This is a genomic window from Kolteria novifilia (assembly GCA_007748055.1).
Taxonomy (GTDB): domain Bacteria; phylum Planctomycetota; class Planctomycetia; order Kolteriales; family Kolteriaceae; genus Kolteria; species Kolteria novifilia.
Genome location: CP036279.1, coordinates 5,708,286 through 5,728,429 on the forward strand (window position 1 = coordinate 5,708,286; position 20,144 = coordinate 5,728,429).

General features: G+C 61.9%; 12 protein-coding genes and 1 pseudogene. 10 read left to right on the forward strand and 3 right to left on the reverse strand.

All coding sequences use genetic code 11. From position 1 onward, the window contains the following. Positions 1-23 precede the first annotated feature (23 nt). The 4 genes and pseudogenes from fusA to darG all read left to right on the forward strand — a co-directional run bounded on the left by fusA (position 24) and on the right by darG (position 3,797). The gene (gene fusA / locus Pan216_RS20975; RefSeq protein ID WP_145261053.1) at positions 24-2,111 is read left to right on the forward strand and encodes an elongation factor G; all 2,088 of its coding nucleotides are present in this window, start codon (positions 24-26) and stop codon (positions 2,109-2,111) included. 25 nt (positions 2,112-2,136) lie between these two features. Further along, on the forward strand, positions 2,137-2,478 hold the full coding sequence (locus Pan216_RS28540) for a DUF4433 domain-containing protein (RefSeq protein ID WP_419192803.1): 342 nt from the start codon (positions 2,137-2,139) through the stop codon (positions 2,476-2,478). Positions 2,479-2,512: 34 nt separating this feature from the next. Continuing rightward, positions 2,513-2,734, forward strand: a pseudogene (locus Pan216_RS28545) (DarT ssDNA thymidine ADP-ribosyltransferase family protein); the annotation flags it as partial. A gap of 16 nt (positions 2,735-2,750) precedes the next feature. Then, positions 2,751-3,797, forward strand: a complete 1,047-nt coding sequence (gene darG / locus Pan216_RS28705; protein ID WP_145261055.1) for a type II toxin-antitoxin system antitoxin DNA ADP-ribosyl glycohydrolase DarG — start codon at positions 2,751-2,753, stop codon at positions 3,795-3,797. 99 nt (positions 3,798-3,896) lie between these two features. On the opposite strand, the gene sppA is transcribed toward darG, so the two are convergent. Further along, positions 3,897-5,672 carry a signal peptide peptidase SppA gene (sppA, locus tag Pan216_RS20990; protein WP_145261057.1) on the reverse strand — a complete coding sequence of 592 codons (1,776 nt, stop codon included), beginning with the start codon at positions 5,670-5,672 and terminating at the stop codon, positions 3,897-3,899. A gap of 285 nt (positions 5,673-5,957) precedes the next feature. Here sppA and Pan216_RS20995 point away from each other — a divergent pair, with 285 nt between their 5' ends. From Pan216_RS20995 to Pan216_RS21020, 6 genes are all read left to right on the forward strand, one after another. After that, positions 5,958-7,874 (forward strand): chloride channel protein, encoded by a 1,917-nt coding sequence (locus tag Pan216_RS20995; protein ID WP_145261059.1) that lies wholly within the window; start codon positions 5,958-5,960, stop codon positions 7,872-7,874. 693 nt (positions 7,875-8,567) lie between these two features. Continuing rightward, a complete protein-coding gene (locus tag Pan216_RS21000) occupies positions 8,568-9,353 on the forward strand; it encodes a class I SAM-dependent methyltransferase (protein WP_419192804.1) in 786 nt (261 codons plus the stop codon). After that, on the forward strand, positions 9,350-10,369 hold the full coding sequence (locus tag Pan216_RS21005) for a methyltransferase (protein ID WP_145261061.1): 1,020 nt from the start codon (positions 9,350-9,352) through the stop codon (positions 10,367-10,369). Before Pan216_RS21000 ends, Pan216_RS21005 begins: the two co-directional genes overlap by 4 nt. Positions 10,370-10,595: 226 nt before the next feature. Continuing rightward, positions 10,596-11,459, forward strand: a complete 864-nt coding sequence (locus Pan216_RS21010; RefSeq protein ID WP_145261063.1) for an MBL fold metallo-hydrolase — start codon at positions 10,596-10,598, stop codon at positions 11,457-11,459. Between the two features lie 618 nt (positions 11,460-12,077). Further along, positions 12,078-13,460, forward strand: coding sequence for a hypothetical protein (locus Pan216_RS21015; protein ID WP_145261065.1), 1,383 nt, complete (start codon positions 12,078-12,080; stop codon positions 13,458-13,460). 219 nt (positions 13,461-13,679) lie between these two features. Further along, positions 13,680-14,492, forward strand: a complete 813-nt coding sequence (locus Pan216_RS21020; RefSeq protein ID WP_419192805.1) for a ribonuclease H-like domain-containing protein — start codon at positions 13,680-13,682, stop codon at positions 14,490-14,492. On the opposite strand, the gene pap is transcribed toward Pan216_RS21020, so the two are convergent. After that, a complete protein-coding gene (gene pap / locus Pan216_RS21025; RefSeq protein ID WP_145261069.1) occupies positions 14,489-16,015 on the reverse strand; it encodes a polyphosphate:AMP phosphotransferase in 1,527 nt (508 codons plus the stop codon). The genes Pan216_RS21020 and pap overlap by 4 nt on opposite strands. A 165-nt stretch (positions 16,016-16,180) precedes the next feature. Then, positions 16,181-20,125, reverse strand: a complete 3,945-nt coding sequence (locus tag Pan216_RS21030; protein WP_145261072.1) for a hypothetical protein — start codon at positions 20,123-20,125, stop codon at positions 16,181-16,183. Positions 20,126-20,144: the final 19 nt, after the last annotated feature.

Consider the following 20,144-nt stretch of genomic DNA (forward strand, 5'->3'; position numbering starts at 1 on the left):
ACGATTGACTAGGACGGATCGCCATGCCTCCCGCGATGGACATCAACAAGCTGCGTAACATCGGTATCATCGCCCACATCGATGCCGGCAAGACGACCACGACCGAGCGCGTCCTCTTCTACGCCGGCGAGAGCCACAAGATGGGCGAAGTCGACGACGGCACCACCATCACCGACTTCGACCCGCAGGAGCAAGAGAAGGGCATCACGATCCGGGCCGCGGCGATCACCTTTCAGTGGAAGCCGAAGGAGATGTGGATCAACCTGATCGACACGCCCGGTCACGTCGACTTCACCGCCGAGGTCGAACGAAGCCTTCGCGTGCTCGACGGCGGGGTCGTCATCTTCAGCGGGATGGAAGGCGTCGAGGCCCAGAGCGAGACCGTTTGGCACCAAGCCGACCACTATCGCGTGCCGCGCATCTGCTTCATCAACAAGCTCGACCGCATCGGCGCCGACTTCTTCCGCGTCCACGACGAGGTCGTCGAACGACTCGGCGCCAAGACGATCCCGCTTCAACTCCCGATCGGCAAGGAAAAGGACTTCATCGGCGTAATCGATTTGATCACCCGGCAAGCCTACTACTTCGAGCCGGGCGAACTCGGCAAAAAGATGACCAAGGAGCCCATCCCCGAGGAGATGGTCGACGAGGCCGAGCTCTGGCGGGAGAAGATGCTCGAGACGATCGCCGAGGCCGACGACGAACTCGCCGAGCTCTACCTCGAAGGCGAGGAACTCTCCGAGGAGCGGATTCGTGCCGGCGTGCGGACCGCGACCATCGAGCATCGCATGACGCCTGTCCTGTGCGGCAGCTCGCTCAAGTTCATCGGGGTCCAGCCCCTGCTCGACGCGATCGCCGACTACCTACCCAGTCCGCTGGAAGTGCCGCCCGTCGAGGGAGACGATCCCAAGACGGAGAAGAAGCTCCTGCGCCACCCGAAGGACGAGGAGCCGTTCTGTGCCCTGCTCTTCAAGATCCAAGCCGACCAACACGACGAGCTCGGATTCTTGCGCATCTACTCCGGAACGCTCAAGCCCTCGACCCGCGTCCTCAATGCGACGCGAAACCGCAAGGAGAATATCACCCGGCTGTGGCGCATTCGCGCCGATGAACGCCAGAAGGTGGATCTCGCCCACGCCGGCGACATCGTCGGGGTTGTTGGCCTAAAGGACTCGATCACCGGCGACACCCTCACCGATCAACGTTCGCCGGTCATCCTCGAGCACATCGTCTTTCCCGACACCGTCATCAGCATGTCGATCGAACCGGAATCCTCCGGAGATCGGCAGAAGCTCGAGCACATCCTCGCCCTCATGGAGAAGGAGGACCCGACCTTCCGCGCCCGCACGAGCGAGGAGACGGGCGAAACGCTGATCAGCGGCATGGGGGAACTGCACCTCGAGGTCGTCGTCGAACGCATTCGTCGGGACTTCAAGGTGAATCTTCGCACCGGCAAGCCGCGGGTGAGCTACCGCGAGACCGTTCGCGGCACCGCCAGAGCCAAGGGGACTTGCGATCGCCAGACCGCCGCCGGCGCGATGTTCGGCGAGGTGGAGGTCGAGTTGTCGCCCTTGCCGCGAGTGGCCAAGGAGGACGAAACGCTCGAGACCTTCCGCTTCGTGGACCAGTCGAGGTCCGAGAACGTCCCGCCCGAGCTTCTCGCGGTGGTGGCGGAGGAGTTGAAGGAGGAGTGCCTCTCCGGCGGCTTGGCGGGCTATCCGCTCACCGGGATCCAAGCGACGCTATTGTCGGTGGGCTACCGCGAAGGGGAGTCGAACGAGCAGGCTTACCGTTTCGCGACCGCGGCGGCAGTACGCCAAGCGCTTTCCGACGCGGGCGTCGACATCCTCGAACCGATCATGAAGGTCGAAGTCTCCACGCCCGAGGATTACGTCGGCGACATCACCGCCGACTTCGCCTCGCGACGGGTGATGATTCACGAGCTCGGCCAACGTGGCCCGCTCCGCATCGTCGTCGCGCACGCACCGCTGCGAGAGATGTTCGGCTACAGCACCACGCTCCGCAGCCACAGCCAAGGCCGCGCCACCTACTCGATGGAGCCCCTCACCTACGAGCCCGTTCCCGACGAGTTGGCCAAGCAGATGTATTGAGGGATGATGGGAAGTAGATTCAGGGATGACTGTACCGTCGCATCCAAAGATCTACCACATCACTCATTTGAGCAACGTTCCTCACATCGCGTCATCAGGATGTCTCTGGTCGGACGCGAAGCGAATCGAGTTGACACTGGAGAGCCGGATCGTCGGCATGTCGGATATCAAGCAGCGGCGATTGACGAGCATCGAAGTGACGTGCCATCCAGGTACGATGGTAGGCGAATATACACCCTTCTCCTTCTGTCCTCGGTCGATCATGCTCTACATCCTTCACATGGGCAATCACCCCGATCTCGAAGACGATCACTTGGGCGAGTCGACACCGATTCCCTTAGGCATTCAGCGACCGGAATGCCGGTAGCACATTCGCAAGATTCGTCCGTGGTCGGGAGGAACTCGATAAAATTGATTGGAAGGCCGTCGTCTCGACCGACTTCCGAGAAAGTCAGGTCAAGGAAGGCAAACAAGCCGAGTTCCTCATCGACGGGTACCTTCCCTGGAGATTGATCCGGAAGATCGGTGTCTTCGACGCGCAGATTGCTTCACAAGTGGAGAGTCACCTGAGGACCCACGAGCACAAGCCAGCAATTGACGTCGAGCGAAGTTGGTATTACTGACTTCAAGGAATCATTGATGATTGAATCCACATCGGGAGACATTCTGAAGGCTCGGGTGGAGGCTCTCGTAAACACGGTCAACTGTGTCGGTGTCATGGGACGAGGGATCGCACTTCAGTTCAAGAAGGCGTTCCCAGAAAACTTCGCCGCCTACAAGACCGCATGTCAAAATCGTGAACTGGATCCCGGCAGAGTCCTCGTCGTCTCCCTTGCCGAGAGTTCATCCCCCAAGTACATCATCAACTTCCCAACAAAACGACACTGGAGAGGCAAGAGCCAACTCGAGGACATTGACAGCGGACTCGTCGCCCTTGTTTCGGAAGTGAGAGAACGAGAAATCAGTAGCATCGCGATTCCACCCTTGGGGTGTGGTCTCGGGGGGCTCGAATGGAGTGTCGTCCGTCCAAGAATTGAGCAAGCGTTTCAAACACTGCCAAGGGTTCACGTGCTCCTCTTCGAACCAGTGGGTTCCCCGCCAGCGAATGAGATGGTGAACTCCTCCACGAAGCCATCAATGACCCACGGCAGAGCTTGCTTGATCGGGCTGATGCGCCGGTACCTTTCCGCCGTCATGGATCCTTGGATCTCCCTGCTGGAAATTCACAAGCTCATGTATTTCATGCAGGAATCGGGAGAACCGCTTCGTCTCAACTACTCGAAAGGCCACTATGGCCCCTACTCGAAGAACTTGAGACACGTCTTGAACAGGATCGAGGGGCACTTCATTTCCGGCTACGGCGATGCCGAGGATGATCCGACGCGTCAGATTCAGCTCTTGGACAATGCCGTCGCTCACGCCGAGCAATCGCTGTCACGTCACGAGGAAAGTCAACGACGATTCGATCGAGTTGTCCACTTGATCGAGGGATTCGAATCCTCCTATGGGATAGAGGTTCTCTCCTCCGTCCATTGGGTTCAGTCGAGAGAAGGCGTCTCGTCGCCCGACGATGCTATCGCTAGCGTCCATGGTTGGAACAAGCGCAAGCAAGCGTTCTCCGCCGATCACATCCGTCAAGCATGGCAAGTGCTCGATGAGCGAGGCTGGCTCAAGACACCTCGCTAATGATGTCCGCCCATGGAACTTATTGCTTCCCACAAAAAAATCGCGCCACCCAACGGATGACGCGATCGTCGTTTGTCGTGTTGTCACCGCAACGGCGGTTTACCACACCCGCAGGATCGCGGGGGGAAGAAGCAGAATCCGCTCCTTGACCATCGGCCGAAGCCAATCGATCGTATCGATCGGAATCCCAAGCTCCGCGAGCAGGCCGTGCCAAATCCGTGCGTCGCGGGGAAGCCCTTCGTCGATCGGACCGAGAATGGCCTCGAGCGCTGTCGGCGGCTTGGGGAAGACCTTTACGTCGACTTTCGTCTCCTTCGAAAGTTTCGCCAACTCCTTGGCGGCATCGATCGCGTCATTGAGCGTTCCGAGCTCATCGACGAGCCCGATCTTCTTGGCCTGCCGCCCAGTCCAGACACGACCCTCGGCGTACTCGGTCAATTCCTTGCTCGGAATGTCGCGGCTCTCGGACGTGATCGACGTGAAGCGTTCGTAGATCGACTCCATCAACCCGGTGATGGCGGTCCGCTCCGACGCGCTGAACTTCGTCTCGAGCGAGAAGAGGTTCGCGTTCTTGCCTCGGCTGATCACCTCGGCATTGAGGCCGACTTTGTCCATCAATCCCTTGAGCGCGAACTTGCCTCCCACGACGCCGATCGAACCGGTCAACGTGCCCGGCTCGGCGTAGATCTTCTCGGCCCCCAGGGCGATGTAGTAGCCGCCGCTCGCCGCGGTGTTGCCCATGCTGGCGACCACCGGTTTGCCCGACTTCTTCAACTCATGCCAGATCAAGTCGCTGGCGAGGGCCGAACCTCCAGGGCTGTCGATGCGCAACACGATCGCCGAAACCTTGCCATCGTCGCGAGCTGCGCGAATCGCCTTGATCAGCGTCGACGATCCGGTGGTACCGTCGCCGAAACCCTGATCGCTGGCGCCGGTCATGATCGGCCCGGTCGCGTAGATCAACGCGATGCGCGGCTTGAGGCTGAACCCTTCCGGCTTCTTGTTCTGCCCCGACATCGACGAGAGGAGTTTCATCAGACCGGCGATGCCCTCGAACTCCTTCTCGATGTTCCGCCGACCGTAGTTCATCTTGAAGACGACCTTCTTGGCGTTGAACTCCTTGGCCAGGTCGCTTCGCAAGTCGCTCATGTACGTGACACGATCGATGAGACCCGCCTTCTTGGCGTCCTCGGGCGAAAAGGGCCCTTCGTCGATCAGCTTGCGAACCTTCTCCACCTCGAGACCACGGCTCTCGGCGATCAAGCCGACCATCTGCTCGAAGTAGTCGTCGAGCACCGACGTGAGCTGCTTGCGGAAGGCCTTGCTCATGGAGCTGCGCGTCAGCGGTTCGGCCGCGCCCTTGTAGTCGCCGACCTGCACGAAATCGGCTTCGACGCCGATCTTGCCGAGGAGGTCCTTCAGAAAAAGGACCTGCATGCGGATACCGGTCAGCAGCACCGCGCCGGCGGGAGGAACAATGATCTCGTCGGCCGAACACGCGAGCAGATAGGCGCCGCTAAGCCCGTCGCCGAGGTCGGCGTAGACCTTCTTGCCGCTCTTTTTGAAGTTCGCGATCGACTCGCGAAACTCGTAGATCTGGCCGAAACCGACCCCCATGCCCCCGACCTTCAAGTAGAGGGCTTTAACTTGATCGTCCTTGGCCGCCTTGGCGATGCGCTCGGCGACGGCGCGGAGGTTGTCGTCCTGTTCGCCGAAGAATCCAGTCGGCTGGGGCGTTTCGGGAATCGCCTTGGTCAAATTGATGTGAGCGACGTGGATCGTCCCCATCGCGTTGTCGGCTTCCGCGCCGCGGGCTCCCGCGACCGGAATCACCGCCGCCGAAACGAGAACCAAGAACCAACGAAATCGTTGCATTAACTATGTACTCCTTTGAAGAACCCGAGGCGTTCGAGCGACGAGCGCGACGGGCCCCGTGCATGGCATTGTCCCAGGATTATACCCAGGGGTCTTCCGATTTCCCAAGCGTCAAGGAGAAGCGTCTCCCTCACCGAACCCCGTATTCTGGACAAGAGTCGAGTTGCCGCGAGCGAGGGCGGATGACATAAAACCCTCTTTGGAGCCACGGACCGTCCTCATCTTGTCATTGTCCAGGGTCGATCGAGCGCCCTCCAAGAGTAGAACCCAAACCGCGAGCCGTGGGTGTCAAGCGAGTTGTCAAACAACAACAATTCACGATCGAACTGGACCGCCTACCTCTGGGAAGCTAGCAGCGGCAAGCTCGGCATCACGCTGAAGCTCCTCTATCTTGCCGGGCTTATCGGCGTCGTGGCCGGACTCGGAGCCGTCGTCTTTGAGATCATGAGCCAAACGGTCAAGCACTTCGTGCTCGACTTCCTCGTCGGCTATCACCCCAGCAAGCCGGGCGGAGAGACCGAACTCTTCCGCCACGGCAGCAACGTTTTGCATCCTTGGCTGCTGATTCTCCTTCCCGTCGCCGGAGGCTTTCTCAGTGGACTGCTCGTCTACCTCTTCGCCCCGGAAGCGGCCGGACACGGGACCGACGCCGCGATCGAAGCCTATCATCGCAAGGATGGCTACATCCGCCCGCAGGTTCCCATCGTCAAACTCTTCGCCAGCGTCATCACCATGGGGACGGGAGGCTCCGGCGGACGCGAAGGGCCGATCGCCCAAATCGGTGCCGGCTTCGGTTCCCTCTTCGCGCGAACGCTGCATCTAACCCGCAAGGAATGCCGTGTTCTCATGATCGCCGGCATGGGGGCGGGCATCGGGGCGATCTTTCGCGCTCCCCTCGCCGGGGCCCTCTTCGCCGCCGAAGTCCTCTACCGGGATCCGGAGTTCGAGGCCGAAGTTATCGTCCCCGCCGGCGTCGGCAGCACCATCGCCTACGCGGTCTTTGGCTACTTCTTCGGGTTGCGACCCCTTTTCGATCCTCCCGACGTCGGTTTCTTCGATCCGCTCGAGCTCCTTCCCTACTTGGCGCTCGCGGTCTTCATGACGCTTCTTGCCACCTTTTACGTCCGCTTTTTCTACATGGTTCACGACGCGTTCACCAAGCACAAGATGCATCCCTTGGCCAAGCCGATGGTGGGCGCCTTCATCACCGGCGTCATCGGACTCGGCATCTACACCTTGGCGGTGAACTTCATTCCCGAGCATGCCCTCGAGTCCCTTTCGGTCATGTCCTACGGGTACGGCATTCTCCAGGACTTCCTGGTCGAGGAGAACTTTCGCGATCAGGAAGCCTACACGTTGGCGGCCCTCTTCTTGACCGTCGCGATCGGGAAGGTGCTGACAACCTCCTTCACCATCGGCAGCGGTGGCTCCGGTGGTGTCTTCGGGCCGGCGATGGTAATCGGTGGCTGTGCGGGTGGGGCCTTCGGCATCCTGATGAATCGCTGGTTCCCCGGCCTCGTCACCGAACCGGCAAGCTACATGGTGGTCGGCATGGCGGGATTCTTCACGGCCGCCGCGAAGACCCCTTTCTCCACCCTGATCATGGTCAGCGAAGTGACGGGGAACTACGGATTGCTTCCCCCCGCGCTCTTGGTCTGTCTGGTCGCGTACCTGCTCAGTCCGGAGGATCTTTCGCTCTACGCCGCCCAAGTGACCAGTCACTTGCGCAGCCCGGCCCACCGTGGGGAGTACGTCAAGACGGTGCTCGCCAACGTGACGGTCGATCGTTTTCTCAAGCCGGACCAGAAGCCGCTGACGATTCGGTTGCACTCGCCCCTCTCGTCGGTCGTCCACGAACTCGACGGGTCACACTCCCTCGTCCTGCCGGTCGTGAATGAAGATGATGTTTTTCTCGGGATGGTCTGCTTGGAAGAGGTCCATCTCGCGCTTCACTCGCTGGCGTCGCAGCAAATGATTCTCGCCGCCGACCTGATGCGGACCGACGTGATCCCGCTCTACCCAGGGGACACGTTGTATCGAGCGATGGAACTCTTCGGGCGCAATGAGTTGAGAGCACTTCCCATCGTGAAGAGCGATCGGGGCGTCGAACGGGTCGTGGGCATCGTTCGTCGTTCGGACGTACAGACGGAGTACCTCAAGCACGTCCACGGCGAACGGCGCGGCGACGAGTCCCACGGGTAGCAGTCCGTTGATCGATCGCGGCCACCGCCGGCTTGGGAAACCGAGAGCGCATAAAAACACCCGCACCTCATTTTTTCCCCCAAGGTGCGGGTAATGTCTTGACCCTGTGTTTGCCAACTAGGGTTGAGGAGCCGGTCGCCAGGACCAGATACCCGTCGCTCCGCCCGATTCAAAGCAATGCTCGATGAGATTGGCGGGCCAACGAACCTCCGCTTGGATCTTACACGAAGAACTTAGGCGCGAACCTGAGTCCTCACATGAAGACCTCTGTCGGAGTGGCTTGGCTAGCGGTGCAGTTTGAGTCGCTTGGAAGGTACCTTACTTACCCCCCAACCCAGCAAACAGCCCGGTGGTTCAAGCATAGGCAGCCCCTCCTCTGAAGAAGTGACGTGATCGTCGATGTCTCTCACTACCTGAATCATATCACACCACTCGCGAAAAAGGCAAGTCCCTCACCCCGAGAGTTTCACAGTTTCTCTCTACTTCGTTCCTCTCAACCGTCGCCCGCGACAACCACTCGCCAACGAGACATCAACGAGTGACATAGGATCGACAGTCACGACCTCCGGCTGTCGCCAGAACCACTCGCCCCCGGTCAACCACGAAGTCGTCCGACGAGTTGGTCGCGATCGAGCCGCTCGTCGGATACCATCGGATCGACAACTTCCCGCGATCCTCGAAAGGACTCTTTCCATGGGCCATCCCCGTCGCGCGATCCTGACCGGTGGCATCCTCGCCATCCTCTTCGCGATGCACTCCCCGCCTGCGATCGCAAGCGAGCCGACCACGAAGGAGACGTCGCCGCGATACGAGTTCCGCGATCGCCACGACCCCAACGGCATCGGCAAGTTCTACATGGGCCGCGAGATCGCCCACGTCATGGGCCACCGCGGCGCCGGCTGGCTCGATCGGCCCGAACGCGACAAGGAGGAAGCCCCCTCGAAACTGCTCAACGCCCTCAAACTAGAAAACGGTGACGTCGTCGCCGACATCGGGGCGGGTTCGGGCTTCTACTCCTTTCGCATCGCCCCCCTGGTCGGACCGAAGGGGAAGGTCCTCGCCGTCGATATCCAACCCGAGATGCTCGAGATCATCCGCCGCCGGATGAAACGCCGCGGGATCGAAAACATCGAGCTCGTGCAGGGAACCGCCAGCGACCCGAAGCTCGAGCCCAACTCGGTCGACCTCATCCTGATGGTCGACGTCTACCACGAGTTCTCCGAGCCTTGGGAGATGGCCAATGCCATGGTCCGCGCGCTCAAGCCAGGCGGACGGCTCGTCTTTGTCGAGTTTCGGCTCGAAGACCCCGACGTTCCGATCAAGCTGGTCCACAAGATGAGTGAAAAACAGGTCCTCAAGGAGATGTCGGTCCAGCCGCTCGAGTGGGTCGGCACCCTTGACATTCTGCCCCGACAACACATCGTGATCTTTCGCAAGAGTGGCAATCAATCCCAAGAGAAGGACGAGTCCAAACCATGAGCGACGAACCTCTGCCCTTCGACCAGATGCGCGACCTGATCACCGGCAACTGGAAGGCACAGATCACCTACGTCTTGTCCAAGCTGGAGATTTCCGATCGCCTACACTCGGGCGGCAAGACCGCGGTCGATCTCGCCGCCGAGACGGGCACTCACGCGCGTTCGCTCTACCGGCTTCTCCGCGCCGCCTCGACGCTCGGCATCTATACCGAGGACGACGAGCGCCGCTTTCATCTGACGCCGCTGGGAAAGTGCCTCTGCCGGGACGATCCGCGATCGCTCGCGCCAATGTCGATGATGATCGGCGAGATCTGCTACCATCCCTGGGGCCATCTCCTTCATTCGGTCCGAACCGGCGAGTCGGGATTCGTCAAGCATCACGGAGTCGACATCTGGAAACACTTGCTCGAAGTCGAGCCCCATCTGGCGCCGGTCCTTGATGCCGCGATGGAATCGATCCACGGTCGCGAGACGATGGCGGTTCTCGACGCCTACGATCTCTCGGGCGTCTCCACTTTCGCCGATCTCGGCGGCGGCAACGGCAGCAACCTCGCGGCGACCTTGTCGCGCCATCCCGACATGAAGGGCATTCTCTTCGACCTGCCGACGGTGGTGGAACGAGGCAAGGTCCTCTTGGCCGAGCGCGGACTTCTCGATCGCTGCCAGGTAGTTGGCGGAAGCTTCTTCGACGGCGTTCCCGCGGGGGCCGACGTCTACCACATGCGTCACATCATTCACGACTGGAACGACGACGACTCGATCGCCATTCTGCGTGCGTGCCGAGAGGCGATGAGAGAGGACTCGCGCGTCATCCTGGTCGAGTACGTCTTGCCGACGGGCGGCGAGCCCTCGTTCGGGAAACTGCTCGATCTGGAGATGCTGGTGATTCCGGGTGGGTACGAGCGGACCGTGGAGGAGTATGCGGATATCTTCCAGAAAGCCGGTCTTCGGCTTGAGCAAGTCCACTCGGCGGGGGTGGGAATCCATATTGTCGAAGGGAAACGCGCCAACACGTGATCGAATCGCCCCGAAATCGTACAACGGGAGTAGAAGGGGCGGAATCCCGTTCCCTTCGGATGAGATAGCCAGGGGATGCAACCGCGGGAATCGGCGTGAGCGAATCCACAAGCCAGCTCCATCCAGATTTCGCCGATGCAAGAATCGGCAAGATGGGCCTCAAACGGTTGCATCGACGGGCGACGCCAACACCATTCAGTGCCTTTTCGAGGCAAGGAACGCCTTCATGATCAAACGTCGCTTTCTGTTTCCCGATGTCATCGAGATGAACTACCAGGCCGGTCACCGACTTGGGGTCAACGTCTACTTGATCGCCAATGGCGACGAGTACGTGCTGATCGATATCGGCTACGAGGACACGGTCGACGAAATCATCGATCTAGTGCGCCGGATGGATTTCAGTCTCTCCTCGTGCAAGATGCTGATCGCGACTCACGCCGACTGCGATCACACCCAGGGCCTCAAAAGGGCCGCTGACGTCTTCAAGGCCCCCATCGTCGCTCATCCCGACGCGGTCGAAGCCCTCGAGAGCGGCGACGCCGAGACGACCTTCTCGAGAATCAAAGCCCAGGGGATCGACTTGCCGATGCCTCCAGTCAAGGTCGCCAAGACGATCGAGGAGGGAGACACGATCAAGGTCGGCGAGCGCGAACTCCACGTCTGGAGCACACCCGGACACACGGCCGGCCAACTCGCCTTCAAGATGGGCAACATCCTCTTTGTCGGCGACAACATCTACCGCGACGGCAGCGTGGGCGTCATCGACGCTCATCACGGGTCGAGCATTCCCGACTTCATCACCTCGCTCCAGCGGATTCTGGCCGACGACAGCGAGTTCCTTCTCCCGAGCCACGGTCCAGTCTTCCGTCGCGACAACGCCTTGATCCAGAAGACGATCGACCGGCTAACCGAATACCAGTACCTCGCCGACTTCGGAACCTGCGCGGTCTCGTGGCCACTCCTGAACGAGTGGGAAGCCGAGGTTACCTCCGGCGTGCTGCCGTTTCAGTCGTCTGGTGGCCAGGAAGCATCCGAACCCAACACCTCCGCCGTCGACAAGAAGGAACGACTCCCCGGCGCCCTTTCGTAACGACCCCCACGATCGCGGTTGACACGAGTCTCTCCATCTTGGGTGCCATGCTCCACGCTTGCGCGGGCATGCTCGGAGGACTCCCGCTGAGAACGCACTCCCTTGTCGAGTGAAAACCTCCGCCCGTGACCTCTTGCGGCTGCGCCGCCCCGGTAGCACAGCAACCGGGGCTACCCATGAACGATCAGAAACCCAACCAGGTTCGGGGCCCCCCCCATGATCACGGTTGACACGAGTCGCCGATCAAACCCCGTGAACGCGCACACACGAGTCTCTCCACCTTGGGTGCCATGCTCCACGCTTGCGCGGGCATGCTCGGAGGACTCCCGCTGAGAACGCACTCCCTTGTCGAGTGAAAACCTTCGCCCGGGACCTCTTGCGGCTGCGCCGCCCCGGTAGCACAGCAACCGGGGCTACCCATGAACGATCAGAAACCCAACCAGGTTCGGGGCCCCCCCACGATCGCGGTTGACACAATTCTCCTCTCCAGCAAGCATGCCCATCGGCATCGAAGCGCGCAGTCGCCGGGCCTGCGCCCATGCCCCTGTTGCCTGCCTCACGGTCGATATCCCTCGGCGGTGAGGCGCGTCTCGAGACAACCACGACCATCACCATCCGATGACCGATCCTGTCCCCGGCCGCGCGCCGGCACAATTGACGATCCGCAAGCGAGCCCTCTTCGTCACGCTGGTGCTCTTGGGACTCTACGGCATCGGCGAACTTGCCGCGTGGACGGCCTTCCTCGTCGTCGACGCTCGCCCGTTCTCATTTGCTCGCCTGCACCGTCGCCAAGACCTGCTGCGCTTTGAAGTCACCGACGTCGACAATGCCGGCGATCCGGTCATGACGCGGGCCAACTGTCGCACCGTCGCGCTGCACCCCTATCTCGGCTACGTCACCGATCCCCACCTCGCGGCCCAGGATGGTCGCTTTCCCTTCGCCGTGAATCGCTTTGGCTTCTCCGACGCGGGGGATCCATTTCACGAGCGAGGTGACGATCGCGTCATCATCGGCGTTGTCGGAGGTTCGGTCGCAATGGGCTTCTCGATCGGTGGACTGCCGGCGATGGAACGCGAACTGAGAAAGTCGCCCCATTTCGCGGAAAAACAGTTCGTCTACGTCCGCGCCGCGATGGGAGGCTACAAACAGCCCCAGCAACTGATGACGCTCAACTACTTGCTCGCCCTCGGGGCCAAGATCGACCTTCTGATCAACATCGACGGCTTCAACGAGATCGCACTGCACCGGGTCGAGAACCAGTCGCGTGACGTCGCCATGATCTATCCACGCAGTTGGGCCCTCATGGTCGAGAAGATTCCCGACCCGATCAGTCGAACGCTCATCTGCGAAATCGCCCATCGGCGGGAGGAACGTAAGAGCTGGGCCCGCCTCTTCTCGAAGGCCTCCTTTCGCCATTCGATCATGTTGAACCTGCTCTGGCGTGCTCGCGACGGTTTTCTCGAGCGAAGCCTCGTGTCGGCGCAACAGCGACTCGCCGCCCACCGACCCGAGGAAGCGCTCCCCTACGCCGCTGTTGGTCCCGGCAATCCCCCCAAGAGCGAGATGGCCCAGTTCGAAGACCAAGCCGACTTGTGGAAGCGATGCTCGACACAGCTCCACCATCTTTGCCAAGCAAACAACGCCACCTATTTTCACTTCCTTCAGCCCAACCAGTACGTCGATGGCTCGAAGGAAATGACGACGCAGGAGCGGCGCCGAGCCCTGACTGACAAGGCCTACGCCGATGCCGTCACCAAGGGCTATCCCCTCCTCGCGACCAGGGGGCGGGAACTCGCCGCCGAGGGGATCGCATTCGCCGACCTGACGACGATCTTCGAGGACCGCGGCGACACGATCTACATCGACAGTTGCTGTCACTTCAACCAGACCGGGACCGAGATCCTCGGTACCGCCATCGGCAAGTTCATCCTCGACCACCTTGGCGAGAGCCAACCCGACCGCTCCCCTTCGTCGTCCCCGCCGCCGACCCTTGCCAACTGAGAACCACGATCGCGATTGAATTGATCACCTGCTTTCTCGAGTACGACAAGCTGCTTGTCAGCCAGTGACAACGGGGCGCCGGCTGTAAGCGACTCCAACGGCGACCAATCCAAGGCAATCTTGACCCAAACGAAGCTCGGCGCGAGGATGTCGGAGCCACGCAGTCCGTTGTTTTCGTCGGTAGCACGTGGGTCAACGGACCGCTGGAGGGAGAGGATCATGGGCCGATTGCTTTCGAAGCCGTCTCTGGAGACTCCTCTGCGCCGGCCGTTGTCGAGGACATCGGCGGTTGCGGAGACACTCGTCGGCGAGGAAGCCACGATCGACGGGAGTTCCTACTGGCTGATCGAGGAACCCCTTCACGCCTATTGGTCTGATTGCGATCGACGACTGCGACCGCATGGAGCGATCGAGAGTGGCGACCGCGATCTCGAAACGCTCATCGGACGGTTTCCAGAGAACACCCTCTTTGTCGATATTGAGACCTGCGGCTTCAGCGGTTCGCCTCTCTTTCTCATTGGCGTCGCCCACCCGAGCGAACGCGGGATGGTGCTACGCCAACTACTCGCGCGGACCTACGCGGAAGAAGGCGCCGTGCTCCGCGAATTCGCCCGGATGATCGAGTCCCACCCGCTGCTGGTGACGTTCAATGGGAAAAGCTTCGACTGGCCCTTCCTTCGCGATCGCATGTCGCGGCATCGGCTCCGTCATCCGCCGGAACTGGAGCACGTCGACTTGCTGCACTTGGGAAGACGGTTCTGGAAGGGACGCTTTCCGAACTATCGCCTTCAGACGTTGGAACTCTACGTCTGCGGGCGGCGGCGTGTCGGCGACATTGGCGGACGCGAGGTCGCCCAGGCCTACCACGACTACGTGCGGACGGGCCGACGTCGAGAAATGAAGCTCATCCTGAAGCACAACGCGCTCGACGTCGTCACGATGGTGCAACTCGTCGCGTGCATGCTTCGGAAGTCGGTCGCCCCCGAGTCGCGGGAAACGGTCGACTCCCCGTCAACAACTTGTCGGCGTTAGACGTTGGGACGTAGTCGGGTTTCGTGCTGCGAGAGCCCCGCTTCGATGAACTCGACCAACCTCTCCAGGGCGTGGACGCGCGCGTAGCGCTTGTCGACGGAAGGGACCAAGACCCAGGGAGCGGTCGTGGTGCTGGTCCGGCGGAACATGTCCTCGGCGGCGCGATGGTACTGGTCCCACTTCTCGCGGTTGCGCCAGTCCTCATCGGTGATTTTGTAGCGTTTGTACTCGATCTTCTCGCGTTCCTGGAAGCGCTTGAGCTGCGTCTCGGGATCGATGTGGAGCCAGAACTTCATGACGATGGCGCCACTGTCGGTGAGGGCGGCTTCAAAGTCGCGAATCTCCTGGAACGCTCGCCGCCACTCGGGAATGGTGGCGAACCCCTCGATCCGCTCGACAAGCACGCGTCCGTACCACGACCGATCGAAGATCGCCCAATTCCCCGCCTTGGGAATCCAGCGCCAGAACCGCCAGAGGTAGTGGTGATCGGCCTCTTCCCCACGCGGAGCGGCGACTGGATGGACGTTGTAGAAACGCGGATCCAGCACCCGCGTCATCCGGCGAATCACCCCACCCTTGCCGGCGGCGTCCCAGCCCTCGAAACAAATCACGACCGCTCGTTTCTGTTCCACGCACTGATACTGCAAATCGACGAGGCGGTCTTGGGCTCGCCGCAAACGCCGGTCGTAGTCCTTCTCCGTCAGCGAGAGCGTCAGGTCGACCCGGTTCAGGGCCGAGGTCATGTCGTCGAGTTCGGGAAGGCGGTTGTTCTCGAGAGGTGGCTGCCCCTCGAGCATCTCCTTGCGTCGCTCGCGCAACACGATCTCGTCCTGGACGCGGTTGATGATCCGATTGGCGATGGCGATCCGGGCGTAGCGCAGATCGTTGGCCGCGATCGGGTACCAGCGAGCAAAGTCGGTGCTCGTCGAGGCGAGCATCTCCTCCGCCGCCCGCTCGTACTCCTCGTGGAACTTCAGCTGCTTGGGGTCATCGGGTCCGACCCGCCAGCGCGGATAGTCGCCTCGTTTGAACTGTTTGCGCCGGCGCCGCTGCTCCTTCTGATCGATGTGGAGCCAGAATTTGACGATCAGCATGCCGTCGTCGGCGAGCATCTTCTCGAGTTGCCGGATCTCTTCGAACGCGATCTCCGGCAGGAGGGCGTCGGGACCGCCGTGCACCCGCTCGTCGAGGACGTGGTAGTACCAGGATCGCAGGAAGAGGACGATCTGCCCCCGTGCCGGCAGTCTCAAGAAGTAGCGGCGCGTGAACGGGAAGTGCTTCTCCTCCGCGGTCGGAGGATACATCGCGTGAACCTTCATCCCCCGTGGATCGAGAGGATCGGCAAGGAACTGGATGCAGCGCGACTTGCCCGAGAAGTCCCAGCCTTCAAAGACCGCGACCACCGGAAGCCCCACTTCCCGAGCTTGCTGTTGGACGCGGGAGAGCTCGACACGCGCCTCGGCTTTGCACTTCGAATAGGTTTCCGCGTCCAGTTTAGCGGAAAGGTCGATGGTCTCCAGCATGGCGTCCCGTGCGGTAAGGTTGGGGCATCCGCGAAAGGAAGGTGTTATACACAACGACGATTCCGTCGCCACAAGAGCCCCGGCTGACTTTCGCGACCACCGGCGGCGGCGATCCCACACAACTCGCTGAACCACTCGATACCGGCGGCTTCGTTCGACACGCTGCTACCGAGCGACGCCCGAGACCGTGGTCGTCCGAAATCCCTCGATCGACTGAATGATAGGTGACAGTTGCATCCGAACGAAGCGCCGATCGGCCGAGACGGCCGATTGAACTTGTAGGGTCGTTCCATCGTTGACGACGGTCACCACCGGATCGAACGCGACCGCGCCGGCCGAGACGTTGCTCGTCACGCCACCGAGAAACGCGCTTTGCGCCAGCGGTGGCGAGGGGCGAATCGGCGCGATCTGGGCGAACGCCCCTTGTTCGACGAGTTGCCGAAGCCGCATCCGTGGCGAGATACCATCACCACGCTCCTCGGCGGCCACGAGCGGGTGGTCGGCTTGGGGATCGACCCGCAAGGGCTCCGTCCGCCGGCCGTCGGCGAGGTTCACCGTCACCGGCTTGTCCAGGTCCTCCATCGCAATCGTGTGCCGCTCGCGCACTTCCCGATCGGTGCCTCTATGACGCACCACGTCGAGGGTGACCCGTCCGCCAGTCGGCTTCCCCCAAACCCGTCGGACGAAAACGTCGTAGTCGCCCGGAAAGCCTTCGACCGCGACGTAACGTTCCTCGTTGGGACGATGGTCGCCGGCGAGCACTCCCCCACCCTCCCCTTGAGGCCAGAGCGGCGAACAGAGTGACTGCGTCGGTTCGACCACATTCAGATCCAAGTCGGCCTCGCCCGCCCAACGAAGCATGATCTCGAGATCGCGCTCGCGAACTCGCTGGGCGATCTCGCTCAGCCGCTGGGCTTGTCCTCGTTCCTGACGACGCCGGAGCTGCCCCTGGTAGGAAGCCAACCGCTGCCGCATCCGCTCGTGGACGTCCTGGCGATGCCCGGGCCACTCGTTCCCCAGGACGTGATTGGCCGACGACGCGAGCAAGTCCAAGTCATCGGTGTGGGCCGCTAGTTCAAAGGCGAGTTCATGAACGGCGAGCGCTCCGGGAAACCGCTCCATGCTGTCACGTAGCAGCTCCTTCGCGGCGACCGTTCGCCCGAGCTGCGCCAGTCGACTGGCAACCCGCAGACGCGTCGGAAGTTGATCGGGCCGCAAGTCGACGAGGGAGAGGAGAGCCTCCTCGACCCGTTCGGGATCCTCGCCGGCCAGGAAGAGGGAATAGCCCAACGCCTCGTACATCCAGGTCGCGGGTGGCCCTTGCTGGAGAACGCCTTCGAGCAACCGCGCGGCATGATCGTGGTAGCCGTGCGTCGTTAGGAGGTGAACCGCCCACTGGATGGCGGCCGAGGACTCGCGGTGCGATTTGAAGTGAGACTGCCAATCGTCGGCACGCGGCGGCTCTTCCTGGCGAGCGGGCGGCTGACGCTCCGCCTCGGGCACGGCGCCACCACCATTGTCGCGAAGTTGCCGCATCGCGGCGTTGAGCTGCCCCTGCACCTGATCGGTCGCCGTCGCGACGACGTTCAACCGGAAGGGCCGAATCGAGCCGCGTCCCCCGACCGAGTCCCAGGTCTCCGGAGCGATCACTCGCTTGATCAGTTCGATGAGATCTTCCGAGATGTCGCCGCCGGTATTGTTGTTCGCCGGCCGGTTGTTGTTGATCCCTTGGACTCCGAACGCCCCGAAGTTGCCGATCCCCTGGCCGGCGTTGTTGCCTCCTCCACTCCCGAGGGCGCCTTGACCGGCGTTGCCGCCCCCGAGGGCTCCGGAGAGGCCGACGTTGCCGCTGTTGAAGTCGATGATCGGGATGACCAGGTCGGCCACGGGATAGACCTTGGTGATTAACTCGTCGGCGGCGACTTGCTCGCTGGTGATGAGGAGCACCTCGTCCTCGATGAGGTAGGTCAGCTCCATCGGCCGCAGGATCAATCGTAGCGCCGACTTGAGCGAGACCGACTCCAGATGCAGCGTCGTCGGCACATCGGGGTCGAGTCCCAATTCATCCAGGCCGTTCTGGTCGATGACGATGTTCGCGCCCGTCAGGTCGCGGAGAAACTCGATCACGTCCCGCAGCGGGGTGTCCTGAAAATCGACCGAGACCGGCTGGGTCAACGCCCGGCGGATCTTCGCCTCGGCCGGAGAGACCGGCGTCAGATCGACTGATTCGTACTTCTTCCGGCGAGCGCTCAGTTCCTCCCAGACGCGGGCGGGTGGAAAGTGAATCGGGCTGGCGTCCGACATCGGGATCGCCGCGCGTTCGACGGAGTAGAGGGCGTCCCAGTAGCCTCGCTGTTTCTGGACCTCGACCTCGTTGATACGGGCGTAGCGCCCAGCCAGCTCCCCGCGCCACTTGGCCGCGTGGGCGGCGACCTCGTCGGGATTCTGCTCGACGATCTCGTCGGCGACGCGAACGGCTTGGTCCCACTTGGCCTCGGAAAAGAGAGCGCGATAGCGGGACATCAACTCTTTCGTCGTCAGTTGCCGTACCAGTTCCTCCCGCTGGCGAGACTCTTTTCGGGAGATGACCGCGGCGGCACGGTCACGGGCCACGGCGTCGGCTTGCATCCGCTGGTTCTGTCGCCACGTCGTCCGAAGCTTTCGTTCCAAGCGGCGCCGGAGCGAGGCCAAGCGACTCGCGTCGATCGGGCTCGCGTCGAGGGTCGCCAAGGTCGTCTTGAGGATTTCGATGGCGCGGTTGGGTTCCTCATCGGCGATTCGGTTCGCCTCGCTGATGTTCTCCGACACGAGGCGATTGAGTCGTTGAACTTCGATAGCCTCCTTGGCGCGAGCCTCCTCGATCAAATCGCGATCGGAACTCGTCCGCGAGTCGACGGGAGGCGTCGTCTCGCGCGGATCCTTGCCTTGCTCGAGTCGCTGGACCGCCCGCAATCCCGCTCCCGCCTCCATGTTGTCCGGCTCGAAATGCAACGCTTGCTGGTAGAGCTTCTTCGCGACGTCCAAATCGCGTGTCGCCAGCGCGGCTTTGGCGCCGGCAAGGACCGTTTGCAGGCGGACGCCGGTCTGGGCCTTGGCGATCGCAAGGTTGACCTCGGCATCGCGTAGGGCCGGCTTCTTGGACTGCGACAGCCAGCGATAGTGAAGGTCCTTGAGATGAGCACCATCCTTTTCCTCGACCGGCGTCACCTCGAGCGCCATGCTCAGTGGTTTGCTCCCACGAAAGCCCTTCAGATGCAGCGACATGCGATCGCTCGTCTTCCAGCGTCCCATCAACAGCGTCCGCCGGTCTCGACGAAGGGGCGGCAACTGCTGGGGCACGACTCCGGCGACCTCGGGGGCAAGCGTCAGTTCTGACGGATAAAAGGGAGCGCACGCCAACGCTCTGAGCAACGTCCGCGTGCCGTCCGCTACCGACTCACCCGCCGGGAGGACATTGCCTCCCGTCGCCACCGCCAATGCCGCGAGCATCGAGGTCTCCGGCTCACCCGCGAGCGTCACGACATAGAGCGGCGTACGAGCCCGAATCAACACGCCGCAAAGTTGGGTTACCTCCTGGGAATCCAACTCGCCAAGTGTCCCGGAGGGGTTGCCCACGACGGCAATCGCTTTGGGTAGTTCCCCGTCGCGGTCGCCGATCCAACGCGTCACCGCCTCGAGCGCCGCCGAGAGATTCGTCGCCCCGAGCGGAGCGACCTCCTCCAAGCCGGCCAGCGCGTCGCCGAGAGCCGGCGAACCGACCGCCGCGGGTCTCTTGGGGAGAGGAGCCTCGGGGCGCTGCGTCAGGTAAAGCGTCACCCGGCTTCCGCCCGTCAACCCGTCGACGAGCGAGCGGACCCGAGCGACCGTCTCCTCTCGCGCGGCCCCGGTCCGGGACGCCGAAAGATCGAGCAACACGGCCAGATCGAGCGCCCCCAATTCATCGGAAGCGGCAAACGGGTCTCGCAACAGAAGGGCAAACGTCGCCTCCCCCGTCGGCTCGCGATGCAATCTCAGTTCCGCGGCGGTGGTGGCGTCGGCCGAGAGCCGACCGGCCGTCACGAGGAAGAGAACACAAGCAATCGAGGCGAGATTTTGCGGAAACAACGACATGAGGTGCGCTCCGAGAAGA

Excerpts from the sequence above, each read along its gene's own strand:
- fusA (WP_145261053.1), top strand. The coding sequence starts at position 24 with ATGCCTCCCGCGATGGACATCAACAAGCTGCGTAACATCGGTATCATC.
- sppA (WP_145261057.1), bottom strand. The coding sequence starts at position 5,672 with ATGCAACGATTTCGTTGGTTCTTGGTTCTCGTTTCGGCGGCGGTGATT.
- darG (WP_145261055.1), top strand. The coding sequence starts at position 2,751 with ATGATTGAATCCACATCGGGAGACATTCTGAAGGCTCGGGTGGAGGCT.
- Pan216_RS21030 (WP_145261072.1), bottom strand. The coding sequence starts at position 20,125 with ATGTCGTTGTTTCCGCAAAATCTCGCCTCGATTGCTTGTGTTCTCTTC.
- Pan216_RS21005 (WP_145261061.1), top strand. The coding sequence starts at position 9,350 with ATGAGCGACGAACCTCTGCCCTTCGACCAGATGCGCGACCTGATCACC.
- pap (WP_145261069.1), bottom strand. The coding sequence starts at position 16,015 with ATGCTGGAGACCATCGACCTTTCCGCTAAACTGGACGCGGAAACCTAT.
- Pan216_RS28540 (WP_419192803.1), top strand. The coding sequence starts at position 2,137 with ATGACTGTACCGTCGCATCCAAAGATCTACCACATCACTCATTTGAGC.
- Pan216_RS21015 (WP_145261065.1), top strand. The coding sequence starts at position 12,078 with ATGACCGATCCTGTCCCCGGCCGCGCGCCGGCACAATTGACGATCCGC.
- Pan216_RS21010 (WP_145261063.1), top strand. The coding sequence starts at position 10,596 with ATGATCAAACGTCGCTTTCTGTTTCCCGATGTCATCGAGATGAACTAC.
- Pan216_RS21000 (WP_419192804.1), top strand. The coding sequence starts at position 8,568 with ATGGGCCATCCCCGTCGCGCGATCCTGACCGGTGGCATCCTCGCCATC.
- Pan216_RS21020 (WP_419192805.1), top strand. The coding sequence starts at position 13,680 with ATGGGCCGATTGCTTTCGAAGCCGTCTCTGGAGACTCCTCTGCGCCGG.